This window comes from Rohdeia mirabilis, assembly GCA_007750655.1.
GTDB lineage: Bacteria > Planctomycetota > UBA1135 > UBA1135.
This window is the reverse complement of the sequence record CP036290.1, coordinates 4,766,546-4,779,824: the sequence shown is the minus strand read 5'-3', so window position 1 is coordinate 4,779,824 and position 13,279 is coordinate 4,766,546. Positions and strand designations below refer to the sequence as shown.

Sequence of the window (13,279 nt, the reverse complement as noted above, 5' to 3'; positions counted from 1 at the left end):
GTAGGCTGGGCGGCATGCAGACAGCTGCCGCATCCACCGGAGCCGATCGACCGGCACTCGAGGTTCGAAGCGCACGCAAGCGGTTCGCGGAGCGCGCGGCCCTCGACGGCGTCGACCTCTGCGTCGCGCCGGGCGAGTGGGTCGCGCTGCTCGGACCCAACGGAGCGGGCAAGACGACGCTCGTCAAGGCGGTGGCCGGACGGGTGCGTCTCGACGACGGAGCGGTCGCGCTGTTCGGCGCGACGGTCGCGCCGCTGCCGAACGGAGATCGCTCGCAGCTCGGCGTCGTGCCCCAGGAAGTGGCGCTGCACCCGGCGTTCAGCGCGCGCGAGAACCTCGAGCACTGGGGCGCGCTCGCCGGCGTGTCGCGCGACGTGCTGGGCCGCCGGATCGACGAAGCGCTCGAGTGGACCGGTCTCGCCGACCGCGCGGACGACCGGGTCGACGCGTTCTCGGGCGGTATGAAGCGCCGACTCAACATCGCGTGCAGCCTGTTGCACGAGCCGCGCCTCGTGCTGCTCGACGAGCCGACGGTCGGCGTCGATCCGCAGAGCCGCGCACGCATCTGGGAGATGCTGGGCGAACTGCGCGCGCGCGGAACCGCCGTGGTCCTGACCACGCACCAGCTCGACGAGGCCCAGGACGTGTCGGGTTCGATCGCCATCCTCGACCACGGGCGGATCATCGCGCGCGGCAGTCTCGATCGGATCGTCGACGAGACGCTTGGGGCGGCGCGGCGCGTGGAACTCGCCCTGCGCGGTGTGACCGACGTCGCGGCGTTGGGCCTCGAGCCGGGACCGTCGAACGGCGAGGTCGTGCGCGCGAGTACACGACTGGAGCGACTGACCGACGAGCTGCCGGCCTTGTTCGAACGCGTGCGCTCGGCCGGCGGCGAGGTCGTCGACGTCGAGGTTCGTCCACCGAGTCTGCAGGACGTCTTCATCCACCTGACCGGACGGGAGCTGCGCGACCGATGATTCTTCGCACCCTCGTCCGCGCCGACTGGCGCCTGCTCGTGCGCGACCGCGGCGCGCTGTTCCTCACGTTCGTGCTCCCGCTCGTGTTCTTCACGATCTTCGCGCTCATCTTCGGGGGCACCGCGGGTTCGGGCGGCGGCGATCTGAAGCCGCTGCGCGTCGTCGCGATCGACGAGGACGCGAGCGGACTCTCCGCGAAGCTGCTCGACGGACTGTTCGAAGCGGCGGCCCTGGATCGGCTCGACGGGGTCGAGACCGTCGACGCCGCGGTCGTGTTGGTGCGCGAGGGCGATGCCGACGCGGCCGTCGTCGTACCCGCCGGCTTCGAGGACGCGTTCGGCGACTTCGGCTCGACGCCTCCGGCGGTGCGGCTCGTGTTCGACGCCGCCAATCCGATGGCGCGCTTCACGATCGACGGCCTGCTGCAGGCGGCGTCGTTCCAGGCCGCGCCGCTCGTCCTGATGGAGTCGGGCTTCGACGCGCTCGAGCAGTTCGGTGGCGGCGCGACGGCGGAGCAGCGTGCGGCGCTCGACGCGTTGAGCGCACTGATCGAGGGCGAGCGTGACGGTGGCGCGGACACCGGCGCGGCGGCGGGCGGCATGGGCGCGTTGATCGCGATCGACGCGACGGCCGCCACCGAACGCGACGACGGCGAGTCCGGCCCGTCGATCGTCGACTACTACGCCGCGGCGATCGGCGTGATGTTCCTCCTGTTCTCGATGACCGGTGCGGCCGGCGCGCTGCTCGAGGAGGAGGAGCGCGGCACGCTCGAGCGTCTGTTGATGAGCGGCGTCGGAATCGGCCCCGTCCTGCTCGGGCACTGGCTGTTCTTCGCCCTGCTCGGCTTCGCGCAGTTGGCGCTGATGTTCGTCTTCGCGTGGCTCGTCTTCGGCCTCGATCTTCTGAACGCGCAGGTCCTGGTCGGCGTGTCCGTCGTGGGTCTCGTGACCGCCGCCGCTGCGTCCGCCTTCGCGCTGTTCCTCGCCGCCGCCTGCCGCACGCGCGCGCAACTCAGCGGCCTGTCGACCGTCGTGATCCTGGTCATGAGCGCGGTCGGCGGCAGCATGGTTCCGCGGTTCATCATGCCGGCGATCATGAACACGCTCTCGAGCTTCACCTTCAACGGCTGGGCGCTCGACGGCTTCCTCGCCGTGTTGTGGCAGCGCGACCCGGACGGCTCGATGGCGGACCTTCTGGGCTCCGTGGCGCTGCCGGTGGGGGTCCTCGTCGGAGCGACCGGGCTGCTGCTGGTTCTCGCCCGCCGACTCGCCCGGCGCTGGGAGACCGTCTGAGGGCTCGCTGGCCCGGGCGTGGCCAGGATTCGTCGAAAGTGGCGAGAAAAAGCCTACTCTGGACGATAATTCGCGAGAAGTGACGACTTCCATGGAGCCCCATCTGCCCACCGACGACGCCGCGCTGGCGCGTCTGGGCGAGCGCCTCGCGCGCCAGCGGCGGCGGCTCGACCTGACCCAGGCCGAGTTGGCGCACGAGGCGGGCGTGTCGAAGCGCACCGTCGAACGCCTCGAGTCGGGTGGGTCGACGCAGCTTCTGAACTTCGTCCGCGTGCTGCGGGCGCTGGGTCTGCTCGGACGGTTGGACGGGCTCGTGCCCGATCCGGAGCCGAGCCCGCTCGAGCGTCTGCGCGCGGCCGACGCCGAACGCCGCCGCGTCGGTCGCCGCCGCGCGAACGCCGACGACGGAGACGGCGCCGACGCGTGGCACTGGGGCGACGAAGCCGGCGGTGCGGGTGACGGAACGGGGGCGAGCGAAGGCGGTACCGAGGAGCCCGCGTCGTGACGACCGTCGCCGAGGTCCGCCTGTGGGGGCGCGCGATCGGCGCCGTCTCCGTCGACGGCTCCGACGGTGTCGCGGCGTTCGAGTACGAGCCCGCGTTCCGGCGCAGCGGGATCGAGCTCGCGCCGCTGATGATGCCGCTCGCCGGGCGGCCGGACGGGGGAACGGTGTGGCGCTTCGACGGCTTGCCGCGCGCGAGCTTCCACGGTCTTCCGGGCCTGTTGGCCGACGCGCTGCCCGACGCGTTCGGCAACGCGGTGATCGACCGTTGGCTCGCGACCCAGGGCCGTCTGCCGGGCGAGATCGACGCCGTCGAACGCCTCTGCTACACCGGCGCGCGCGGCACCGGGGCGCTCGAGTTCCGACCCACGCGCGGCCCGCACGCCGAGGAGACGACGGAGATCGAGATCGCGGCGCTCGTCGAACTGGCCTCCGACGTCCTGCGCGCGCGCGACGGCCTGGCGGTGTCGTTCGACGGAGCGGAGCGCGAAGCGGCCCTGCGCGAGATCCTGCGCGTCGGTGCGTCGGCCGGCGGGGCACGCGCCAAGGCCGTGATCGCCTGGAACCCGAGTACGAACGAAGTGCGCTCGGGGCAGCTCGCTTCGGCGCCCGCCGGGTTCGAACACTGGTTGCTCAAGTTCGACGGCATCTCGAACAACCGCGATCGCGACCTGCACGACCCGCTCGGCTACGGCGCGATCGAGTACGCCTACTCGCTGATGGCGCGCGCCGCCGGGATCGCGATGGCCGAGTGCCGGCTGTTCGAGGAGCACGGTCGTCGACACTTCATGACGCGCCGCTTCGATCGACCGGGTGACGGCCAGAAGCTGCACCTGCAGTCGCTGGCCGCGCTCGCGCACTTCGACCTGAACGCGGCGGGCGCCCACTCCTACGAACAGGCCCTGGCCGTGATCCGTCGGCTCGGGCTCGGCATGGACACGATCGAGGAGTTCTACCGGCGCATGTGCTTCAACGTCGTCGCACGCAACCAGGACGACCACGTGAAGAACGTCGCGTTCCTGATGGACCGGTCCGGGACCTGGTCGCTGGCGCCCGCGTTCGACCTGACCTTCAGCTACAACCCCGACGGCGCGTGGACGTCGCGCCACCAGATGAGCCTCGCTGGCAAGCGCGACGGGTTCACGCTGGCGGACTTCGACGCGGTCGAACGCACGGCTGCGATGCTGCGCGGTCGGGGGCGCGCGATCCTGGCGGAGGTCATCGACGCCGTCGCGCGCTGGCCGGAGTTCGCGGCCCGAGCGGGAGTCGAGGAACCGCGCAGATCGGCGATCGGCGCCTCGCTGCGTTTGCGATTCGACGCCTGAGCCCGGACCGTCCGCCGGCGCTCGCCGCGATCAGTTGCGGACCACTTTCGTGATCCGGATGCCGTAGCTCTCCTTGATCGTGACGATCTCGCCGTGGGCGACGACCTTGCCGTTCACCAGGACGTCGGCGGGTTCGTGCGACTCGCGATCGAGGGTCACGAGCGACCCCGGGCCGAGGCGCACCAGGTCGGCCAGCGTCATCCGCGTGCGGCCCACCTCGACGGTGATCTGCACCGGCACGTCCATGAAGTGGCCGAGTCCCATGCCGGCCGCGTCACCGGTCGACGGCTCGAGCTCGTCGAGGGCACGGGTCTGCACCACGACGGCATCGGTGGCGTCGTCGATCTGCTTCTCGATGTCGGTCTCGCGTTCGGTGGATTCGCTCATGGCTCAGTTGGTTTCGGCCGTCGGGGGCGTTCGCTTGTGCTCGGACCGGGCGTCGCGGTCCAGTCGGATCGCCACGTGCCCGCGGTGGGTGCCGAGTCGTCCCAGCGCGAACGTGACTCCGTCGGCGCGCAGGTGAATGGGGTCGCCGATGGCGGCATCGATCGGGATGACGTCGCCGGGTTCGAGGCCGATCAGGTCGTTCAGCGTCAGCTCGGCCGTGCCCAACTCGGCCTGCAGCTGGACGGGGATCGCGTCGAGGTGCTCGGGGACCTCGACGCCTTCGGGCACGTCGGCGGCCACGGAGACGTCGGCCGTGAGCGAGCGCCGCGCTCCCGCCATCGGCAGGTGGATCGCGAGGGCCGTCTCGCCGCGTTCGGTCTCGAGCACGAGCTCGACCGCGAGACGGTGCGGATCGGGTCGGGCGCCGATCGACTCGCGCCAGGTCGGCGCGTACTTCAGCATCGAGACGGCGGCGTACTCGGTGACGTCGACGCCCACGACGCTGGCGACCTCGTCGATCGCGATGCGCAGGACGCGCACCAGCACGCGTCGCTCCATGGGCGTCAGCGCGCGGCGGTACAGCTCGGGGTCGAAGGGCGGCGGAGCGGGCTCCGCAGGTTCTCCGTCGTCCTCGTCCTCGTCGTCGTCCGAATCGGCCTCGGCCTTCTCGTCGTCGTCCTCCTCGTCGTCCGACTCCGGGGGAGGAGGCGCGCCGCCGAGCACGTCCTCGATCGTCGCGATCGCGATCGGGTTGTCCCACAGACACCAGCCCGGCTGACCGCCGACGCGGAAGCACACCAGTGCGGGCGGGTCCTCGACGTCGTCGAGCAGGCCTTCGGCGTCGACCTCGTGGCAGGCGCCGAGCCGCACCTCGGCCCGCAGGCCGGCCAGCTCGGCGAAGAGGCTCTCGATCTTCGGCAACGAACGCCCGATGCGACGCCGGGCTTCCGCCACGTCGTCGCTGGACAGACGGTGGACGCGCCCGCGATCCCACTGGGAGACCGCGGCCACCGTCGCTCCGTCGCCCCCGCCGGATGCGGCCAGGGCTCGGAGCTCCTCGGATGAGAGGTTCGTGCTCACTCGAAAGGGTTGTTCGGCCGTCGGGCCAGGATCACTGAGTGGTCCAGTGCGTCAGGAGGATCTCGCGGGTCTTTCCGTGGACTCCGATCATCACCTCGCCCTCGAAACCGTCCGTGAGGCGGGAGACGTCCAGGAACACGTAGCGGCCGTGCTCGTCCTCGACGCGGAGGTCCTTCTCGGTCCCGTCGAAGCGGGTCGGCTGCCCGCGACCGAGGCGCACGGTCCCCGCGGGGACGTCGAGGTAGAGCTTCCCGTCGTAGAGCGGCGTCCTGAAGTTCGAGCGGATCGCCGAGATCCCCATCTTCAGCCCACTCTCGGACTCGCGGTCGGCCGGCGTCGACGTCTTGCCGATCTGGACGGGGAAGAGGAACGGGTCGATCGACTGACGCAGGTCCTCGCGGAAGGCCGCCTTGCCGACCTCCGAGTTGACCTCGTCCACGGTCCGTCGCGACGAGACCTGGAGGATCACGTCCTTGACCAGCGAGAGGTACGCCGGGTCCTGCACGCGCGCCGCGGCGTACTGCTCGTCGTAGGCCTCGAAGTACGCCTCCGCGGCGAAGACCAGGAAGCGCTTGTGGTTCTCGCCCTTGAGGTTGGTCTGGATGTTGTCGGGGCTGATGCTCGCGACCCACGGACCTTCGAAGACCTTGTACTCACGCTTCGACGGAGCGGCCAACGTCGCGGCGATGAAGGCCGCTGCGATCACGCCGGCGCTTCCGCCGCCGAAGATCATCAGCTTCTTCTTCTTGGGCGAGGCGTTGGCCTCGACCTCGGCTTCGGCTTCTTCGGGCGTTTCCTTCTTGGTGGCCATGGCAGGTCAGCGTGAGGCGGGGAGGATCAGCCGCGCGTCCACGGGGGCGCGGTCGGAATCGGAGGAGTCTCGGGACAGGAGCCACGTGCGCGGTTCGACCCGTGCACTGCGGAATCCGTGTCGTTCGACGAGGTAGGTCTGTACGGCCAGCGCGCGGCGCAGGCCGAGTTCGGTGCGAGAGAGGGGTGTGGGCTCGTTCTCGAAAGCGTGGCCCTCGAGGACGAGCACCTGACCGTCGCCGGGACGCAGGGTCGGAGCGAGCTGGTCGAGATAGCGCTTCGCGTTCGAATCGAGTTGCACGGAACCGAGCGCGAAGATCGCGATGGCCGGCTGGAGCAACGAGTCGTTGGGCGCGAGGTCCTCGACGCGATCGGCGTTCAGGACGTCCATCGTGGCGCCCTCGTCGGGCGAGCTGGACTTGCTCGGGTCCTTCTCGGGCGGCAGTTGGAATTTGATCCGGACCTCGTTGAAGATCCGGTCGCGCTCGGACGCGCCCATGATCCCGTTCAGGCCCATCGACTCCATGTGCACGATGAACGAGCCGACGCCCTGGGCGACGAGTCCGACCTGACGCTCCTTCGACATGGAGACCAGCAGGATGAAGAAGGTCAGGATCAGCGTCATCATGTCGCCGAACGAGACCATCCAACCGGGCACCTTGGCCTTGCCGTCGTCCACGCTGTTGCTCTTCTTGCCCATCAGCGGATCGGGTCCTCGGACCCCCTCCCGGCGAAGATGGCGCGGTCGCGCGGCGGTGAGAGCAGACGCAGCTCGACGCGGCGGTTGTGGTTCCGGCCGGCCGGCGTGTCGTTGAGAGCCTTCGCGCGCGTGGCGGCGTAGGCCGCGACCTGGACCCGGGCCGGGTCGATCCCGGCCTCGTCGATCAGGATGTCGGCGCAGGCTTCGGCGCGCGCGAGCGAGATCGAGAACGCGTCGGGATGGAGCGGCGTCGCCACGTGGTCGGGCGCGGCGTGCCCTTCGACGACGATCACGTGGTCGTACGGCAGCAGCGTCTTCGCCACGTCGAGCAGCGCTTCGTGCAGTGCCCTGTTCGGGCGCGTGCTGCCCGCGGCGAACGATGCCTCCGGACCCCACTGGATCAAGATGCCGTCGGCGATGTCCGACAGGTCGCGCATCTTCTCGTGCTCGCGCTTGGTGCGAACGGTGTCGCTCGGATCCTCGTCGTGGGTCCGGACGGACGGATCCTGCGAGCCTTCGATCGGGTCGGTGTTGGACATCACGTCGTCCACCGGCGCCTCGACGACGCGGTCGCCCTCCTGATCGTCGATCACTCCGCGACCCATCTGCAGGATCCCGCGGACCCTGATCAGGTCGTACTCGCGCATGCTCGAGAACGTCATCAGCAGCACGAAGAACGTGACGAGCAGCGAGATCATGTCCGTGAACGTGACGACCCACTCGGGCGCGCCGGGCGGTTCGGGCTCGGGTTCCTTCGCACGCTTCTCCTTGGGCGGCGGCGGAGGGCCCGCTGCACCCTTCTTCTTCGCGGGCTGCTTCTTCTCCTCGCGGAGTTCGCCCTTGTCGTCCGGAGCGGTCATGGTCAGGCCTCGACAGCCTCGCGCGAACCGGGAGCGACGAACGTCTTGAGCTTCTCCTTGATGATCTGCGGTCCGTCACCGGCCTGGATGGCGGTGATGCCTTCGATCATCAGTTCGCGGAGCAACGACTCCTCCTTCGCACGCACATCGAGCTTGCCGGAGAGCGGGATGCAGATGACGTTCGCGAGCAGAGCGCCGTAGAGCGTCGTGAGCAGAGCCGTGGACATGCCACCGCCGATCTTCGACGGGTCGTCCAGCGCGCTGAGCATCTGGATCAGACCCACGAGCGTGCCGATCATTCCGAACGCCGGCGCATAGGCGCCGAGTTGGTCGAGCATCTTCTTGCCCGTCGAGTGGCGTTGTTTCTGCCACTCGGCCTCGAGCTCCATGATGTCGCGCACCGTTTCGGCCGGGAAGCCGTCGATCACGAGTTGGACGCCTTTGGCGAAGAACTTGTCGTCGACCTCCTGCAGCTTCGCTTCCAGCGCGAGCAGGCCTTCCTTCCGCGCGAGCGTGGCGTAGTCGACGATGCGAGCGATCTCCTCGGTCGGACCGCTCATCTTGAACATGACGGTGCGCATGAACACCGAGATGAGCGCTTTGCACTCCGCCCCGGTGTAGTTCATCATGAACACGCCCATCGTTCCCCCGAAGACGATCATCATCGACGGAACGTCGACGAACAGCATCAGACCACCGTTGCCGGTGGCGATGGAGAAGCCGAGGAGGCCGCACACGAGGAGCGTGCCGGCGATGGTCAGGATGTCCATGGGGTGGAGACGAGCCGCGGGGGAAGGCGGGGGCGGGCGCGGCCGTGGGGCGTCCGCGTGCTCGTGCTATCGGACGTCCTGCATGGCCGCTTGACGCTCGATCGCGCGCCTTGCTCGCGTTCCTGATCGCGGGCGCTCCGGGCGGCGTTCTAGGAAATCTCTTCCGTACGCGAGTTCGTGCACCCGCGCTCACCCACGTCGCGGGCGCCGAGTCGGCGCACGCGCACCGCGCTCAGTTCGCCGCGCGGCTGTACGCGGTCATGTACTCCTTCCACGCGGTCTCCGGCAGCGCGTTGAGGATCGCGACGGCGCGGTTGCTGTCCGTGAGCTTGTGGAGGATCAGTGCCGCTTCTTCGGCGTCGAACGACGCCAAGCGCTTCGCGGCCTCGTCGATCTCGCCCTCGGCGAAGAAGAGGGACTGACGCAGCAGTTCCTTCTCGGCGTCGTCGTCGCGCAACAGGTCCGTGCGGTTCAGGTCCTCGGCCAGGCGCTCGAACTCCTCGGTCTTGCGGGCCAGCTGGGCCTCGCGCTCCTCGAGGTCGCGCCGCAGCTCGTCCAGCTGGGTGCTGCGCTTGCTGAGGCTGTCGAGTTCCTCGGCGATCTGCTCCTCGCGCGAGTCGAGCAGTTGGGTCTGGCGGTCCAGGTCGTCGCGACCGGTCCGCAGCTCGTCCACGAGGCGCCCCAGGTCCTCCATCTCGAACGGCGGCGGGAGCGTCCAACTGCCCAGCGACGCCACCGAGTTCTCGATGATCTTGCGCTGCGGGTTCGACAGCTTCTGCTCGTTCGTCGCGATCTGCTCGGGATCGTCCGGGTCCTGGACCAGCGGCTCCGGCTCTTCCTCGTGCACCGGCGGGGCTTCGTAGAGTCCGCCGATCACGGGCAGCGTGTGCATGGGCACGCCTGCCACGGAGGCGAATCCGACGAAGCAGACGGAGAAGAGCGACAGGCCGCCGACTCCGAGCAGGCCGAGTTCGAGGGGTTTCATCATGGGGCTGGTGGAGGACCCGTGGGGAGGGAGCCTCGCACCGGCTATCGGAAGTCTTTGCCGACCGTCTTGAGGGCGCCGGGAGCGCGAGTCCCGCCCCGGGGGACGGCGTTCACGCTCGTCTTGCCGGTCGGAGGCGCGGAACGGGTGCCCGCGTCCGGTGCCCGGTCAGGCGGCGCCGCGCTCGATCCGGCGCTGCATGGCGACCTCGTCGCGCTCGCGCTCGTCGGCCGTCTCGGCCTCGGCCAGGAAGCGTTCGAAGGCCCGCTGGCGCAGGCGTTCGACGGCCTGGGACTCGATGCGCCGCTCGCGCCAGGTGGCGGCGGCGCGTTCGGCGTCCTCGCGGGCGGTCTCGGCGGCGGCGCGTTGGAGCGCGGCGTACTGGGCGAGCCGCGCGGCGAAGCGGTCGCCGGTGATGCGCGCGGCCGGATCGGGTGCCGTGGCCAGTTGGTCCAGCGCTGCATGGGCGGCGCTGTGGGCCGCGACGGCGACCTGTTCGGCCTCGGCGGCGCGTTGGCGTTCGCGCCCCATCTCGGCCAGGGCCTCGCGTTCGGTCAACTCGCGCAGGCGGGCGACGCGCTCGAGGCGGAATCGGAAGCGCTTGGCGCTCACGCGCGACTCCCGTCGCCCCGCGGCCTCTCACCGAGCGGCAGCTCGCCGAGGAGTGCCGCCATGAGCGCTTGCGTGTCGCCGTACTCGGTGCGTTCGTCGCGCCCCTGCTTGAGGAAGAGCTCGACCAGTTCGCGGCGCTCGAGCGCGCGGTCCAGTCGCGGGTTCGAACCGGCCTTGTACGCGCCGATCTCGACCAGGTCGCGGCTCTCCTGGTAGGTCGCCATGTCGTTGCGCAGCATCCCGGCCAGACGCTGGTGGTCGGGCGAGGTCAGCTCCGGCATGAGTCGCGAGATGCTGCCCAGCACGTCGACGGCCGGGAAGTGGTTGCGCTGGGCCAGGTCGCGGCTCAGCACGACGTGTCCGTCGAGCAGACCGCGCAGCGTGTCACCGACGGGGTCGTTCACGTCGTCGCCGTCGAGCAGCACGGTCAAGAGGCCGGTGATCGATCCGGCGTTGGTGCGGCCCAGGCGTTCGACGAGGCGCGGCGCGGTCGCGAAGAAGCTCGGCGGATAGCCGCGCAGGGTCGGCGGCTCACCGGCGGCGAGTCCGATCTCGCGCGAAGCGGCCGCGAAACGGGTGACCGAGTCCATGACCAGGAGGACGTCGAGGCCCTGGTCGCGGAAGTGCTCGGCGATCGTGACGGCCGTGAAGGGTGCGTAGAAGCGCTCGATCGGCGGGCGGTCCGACGTGGCGACGACGGTCACCGCGCGCTGTCGACGGTCGTCGTCGAGGACGTCGTCGATGAACGCCTTGACCTCGCGGCCGCGCTCGCCGACCAGGCACACGACCACCACGTCGGCGTCGGTACCGGAGGTGACCTGGCCGAGCAGCGTCGACTTGCCCACGCCCGAGCCGGCGAAGATGCCGAGGCGTTGGCCGCGGCCGATCGTCAGCAGTCCGTCGAGCACGCGCACGCCGGTCTGCAGCGGCTCGTCGATCGCGGGGCGGTCGAGCGGGAGCGGCGAGTCGCTGCGGATCGAGCGTTTCGCGGCCAGAGCCGGCAGCGGTCGACCGTCGATCGATCGTCCAAGTGCGTCGACGACGCGACCCAGGAGGCCGTTGCCCACGCCGATCTCGAACGGATGCCCGAGAGCGGTGACTTCGGTGCCGGGCGCGACGCCGGTCAGTTCGCCGTGCGGCATCAGCAGCGCGCGACCGTCTCGGAAACCGACCGTCTCGGCCGTCATCCCGTCGGGTCCGCCGATGCGGCAGACCTCGCCGATGGCCGCGGGTACGCCGTCGGCCTCGGCCAGGATGCCGCTCACCTTGTCGATGCGGCCGCGATAACGGGGTCCAGCGGCGGCGGCCGCGATCGTGCGGGCCTTGAAGGAGTCGATCACGCCGCGTCCTCGAGTCGGTCGGTGGTGTCCGGCGTGGAACCGGAGCGGGTCAGGTGGGTGAGCAGGGCGTCGCGCGCCTGTCCGAGGGCCTGGAGCGGATCGTGGACCAGGACACCGACCGGCGTGTCGAGGCGCACCTCGCCCGGTTCGAGATCGCGATCGGCCACGCACTCGAAACGCTCGGCGATGCCGTTCGCGGACAGGCCGGCGAGCGCGTCGGGGTGGACGCGAACGCGACAGGCCGAACGCTCGGCGCCGGAACGTTCGAAACACGCGCGGACGGCGGGCCCCAGGTCGAGACCGACGTCGATGCGTTGGCGGACGGCGGCTTCCGCGAGGACGGCGCCGAGTTCGATGGCCGAGTCGAGCAACGACTCGCTCAAGAGGTCGACCTCGGCGCGGCAGCCGCGCACGAGCGCTTCGACCTCGTCGCTCATCTCGGAGCGGACGCGGTCCTCGATCTCGCGGCGGGCCGCTTCGAGACGCGCCGCGGCATTCGCCTCGACGCGCCGAACGAGGTCGGCGACGGACAAGTCGCTGGCGATCCGCACGGAGCCGGGGAGTTCGGCCGCCGCGAGTCGAATGCGGTGGGGTTCAGCTGACGAGTTCATCGCCTCCCTTGGCCGGCTTGAACTCGCCGCTCTCGATCATCGCACGGACGCCGCGCATGATCTCTTCGCGCGCCTGCAGGACCTCGGACATCGGCATCGAACCGGAGAGCTCGCGCTCCTCGGCGACCATGTCCTTGACCCGGCTGGAGAGGTTGCTGGTGATGTTCTCCTCCACCGCGGGGCGGCAGGCCTTGAGCGCGATCGACAGCGTGCGCGTGTCGACCGAACCGAGGATCTGCTGCATCGCTCGGCGGTCCACGTCGGCGATGTCGTCCCACGTGAACATGAAGTTGCGGATCTCGGAGACCATCTCTCCGTCGATCTCCTCGAGACCGTCGAGGACGCCCGCTCCGACTTCGTCGCCGGTGCTGTTCAGCAGTTCGGCGATGCTCTGCAGGCGCATCTCGCTGCCGCGCGACTCGGGTTCGAGCGCGAAGTGGCGCATGCGCTCGGCCAGGTCTTCGGCCAGCAGCTCGAGGATCTCGAAGCTGGGCGGCGTGAGAGTCGCCATGCGGCGCACGATGTCGAGTGCGCGTTCGACCTCGAATCCCCCCAGAACGTAGGCCGAGATGCGCGGATCGATGTGGGCCAGGACGACCGCGATCGCGGCCGGTGACTCTTCCGCCAGAGCGCGGGCGAGCGTGCGCGGCGGCAGTTGTTCGACGACCAGGAACGGGCGTTCCATCTGGTGGCGACGCTCCAGGATCCGGCGCACCTCGGCGGCGCGCTCCGAACCGAGTCCGGCCTCGAGCAGCTGCTGGAGCTCCTTGTTCGTGGTCGGGCGGATGTTGCCCTCGTAGCGCATCGACGCGACCTCGCCGTACAGCTGCTGCACGACGTCGTCGGTCGCGATCGAGGGATCGAGCTTCTCCATCGCCTCGACGACCTCGGCGACGACGTCCTCGGCGAGGTGCTGCAGGATCCCTGCGGCGCGCTCGCGATCCAACGTCAGGAGGAACGCGGCGACCTTCTCGGGCCCGGTGATCTGATCGGCTGCTGCCATGGTTCTGGTGGTTCGGGTGCGCTGG

At 70.0% G+C, this 13,279-nt stretch carries 15 protein-coding genes; 4 read left to right on the top strand and 11 right to left on the bottom strand.

The annotated features are described in order from the left end of the window. The first annotated feature begins 14 nt into the window (after positions 1–14). The 4 genes from Pla163_RS17820 to Pla163_RS17805 all read left to right on the top strand — a co-directional run bounded on the left by Pla163_RS17820 (position 15) and on the right by Pla163_RS17805 (position 4,096). Positions 15–977: an ABC transporter ATP-binding protein gene (locus Pla163_RS17820; protein WP_145191867.1), complete on the top strand. Its 963-nt coding sequence runs from the start codon at positions 15–17 to the stop codon at positions 975–977. Then, on the top strand, positions 974–2,269 hold the full coding sequence (locus Pla163_RS17815) for an ABC transporter permease (RefSeq protein ID WP_145191864.1): 1,296 nt from the start codon (positions 974–976) through the stop codon (positions 2,267–2,269). The genes Pla163_RS17820 and Pla163_RS17815 overlap by 4 nt, the downstream gene beginning before the upstream one ends. A 79-nt stretch (positions 2,270–2,348) precedes the next feature. After that, positions 2,349–2,774, top strand: coding sequence for a helix-turn-helix transcriptional regulator (locus tag Pla163_RS17810; protein ID WP_419186106.1), 426 nt, complete (start codon positions 2,349–2,351; stop codon positions 2,772–2,774). Further along, positions 2,771–4,096 carry a type II toxin-antitoxin system HipA family toxin gene (locus tag Pla163_RS17805; RefSeq protein ID WP_145191861.1) on the top strand — a complete coding sequence of 442 codons (1,326 nt, stop codon included), beginning with the start codon at positions 2,771–2,773 and terminating at the stop codon, positions 4,094–4,096. Before Pla163_RS17810 ends, Pla163_RS17805 begins: the two co-directional genes overlap by 4 nt. A 30-nt stretch (positions 4,097–4,126) precedes the next feature. On the opposite strand, the gene fliN is transcribed toward Pla163_RS17805, so the two are convergent. The 11 genes from fliN to Pla163_RS17750 form a co-directional block, all read right to left on the bottom strand. Further along, entirely contained in the window at positions 4,127–4,483 is a 357-nt protein-coding gene (fliN, locus tag Pla163_RS17800) for a flagellar motor switch protein FliN (protein ID WP_145191858.1), read from the bottom strand. Between the two features lie 3 nt (positions 4,484–4,486). Beyond that, positions 4,487–5,563, bottom strand: coding sequence for a FliM/FliN family flagellar motor switch protein (locus tag Pla163_RS17795; RefSeq protein ID WP_145191855.1), 1,077 nt, complete (start codon positions 5,561–5,563; stop codon positions 4,487–4,489). A 31-nt stretch (positions 5,564–5,594) separates the two neighbouring features. Further along, the gene (locus tag Pla163_RS17790; RefSeq protein ID WP_145191851.1) at positions 5,595–6,374 is read right to left on the bottom strand and encodes a flagellar basal body-associated FliL family protein; all 780 of its coding nucleotides are present in this window, start codon (positions 6,372–6,374) and stop codon (positions 5,595–5,597) included. 6 nt (positions 6,375–6,380) lie between these two features. Next, positions 6,381–7,073 (bottom strand): OmpA/MotB family protein, encoded by a 693-nt coding sequence (locus Pla163_RS17785; RefSeq protein ID WP_145191849.1) that lies wholly within the window; start codon positions 7,071–7,073, stop codon positions 6,381–6,383. Beyond that, on the bottom strand, positions 7,073–7,933 hold the full coding sequence (locus Pla163_RS17780) for an OmpA/MotB family protein (protein ID WP_145191846.1): 861 nt from the start codon (positions 7,931–7,933) through the stop codon (positions 7,073–7,075). The genes Pla163_RS17785 and Pla163_RS17780 overlap by 1 nt, the downstream gene beginning before the upstream one ends. Positions 7,934–7,935: 2 nt before the next feature. Beyond that, the gene (locus tag Pla163_RS17775; protein ID WP_145191843.1) at positions 7,936–8,703 is read right to left on the bottom strand and encodes a motility protein A; all 768 of its coding nucleotides are present in this window, start codon (positions 8,701–8,703) and stop codon (positions 7,936–7,938) included. Between the two features lie 232 nt (positions 8,704–8,935). Continuing rightward, positions 8,936–9,691, bottom strand: coding sequence for a hypothetical protein (locus Pla163_RS17770; protein WP_145191839.1), 756 nt, complete (start codon positions 9,689–9,691; stop codon positions 8,936–8,938). A 165-nt stretch (positions 9,692–9,856) separates the two neighbouring features. Next, entirely contained in the window at positions 9,857–10,300 is a 444-nt protein-coding gene (locus tag Pla163_RS17765; protein WP_145191822.1) for a flagellar FliJ family protein, read from the bottom strand. Beyond that, positions 10,297–11,640: a FliI/YscN family ATPase gene (locus Pla163_RS17760; RefSeq protein ID WP_145191818.1), complete on the bottom strand. Its 1,344-nt coding sequence runs from the start codon at positions 11,638–11,640 to the stop codon at positions 10,297–10,299. Before Pla163_RS17760 ends, Pla163_RS17765 begins: the two co-directional genes overlap by 4 nt. Further along, complete coding sequence (locus tag Pla163_RS17755; protein WP_145191815.1) at positions 11,637–12,251, bottom strand: FliH/SctL family protein; 615 nt, start codon at positions 12,249–12,251, stop codon at positions 11,637–11,639. The genes Pla163_RS17760 and Pla163_RS17755 overlap by 4 nt, the downstream gene beginning before the upstream one ends. Continuing rightward, positions 12,235–13,254, bottom strand: coding sequence for a FliG C-terminal domain-containing protein (locus Pla163_RS17750; protein ID WP_145191812.1), 1,020 nt, complete (start codon positions 13,252–13,254; stop codon positions 12,235–12,237). The genes Pla163_RS17755 and Pla163_RS17750 overlap by 17 nt, the downstream gene beginning before the upstream one ends. Between the last annotated feature and the right edge of the window lie 25 nt (positions 13,255–13,279).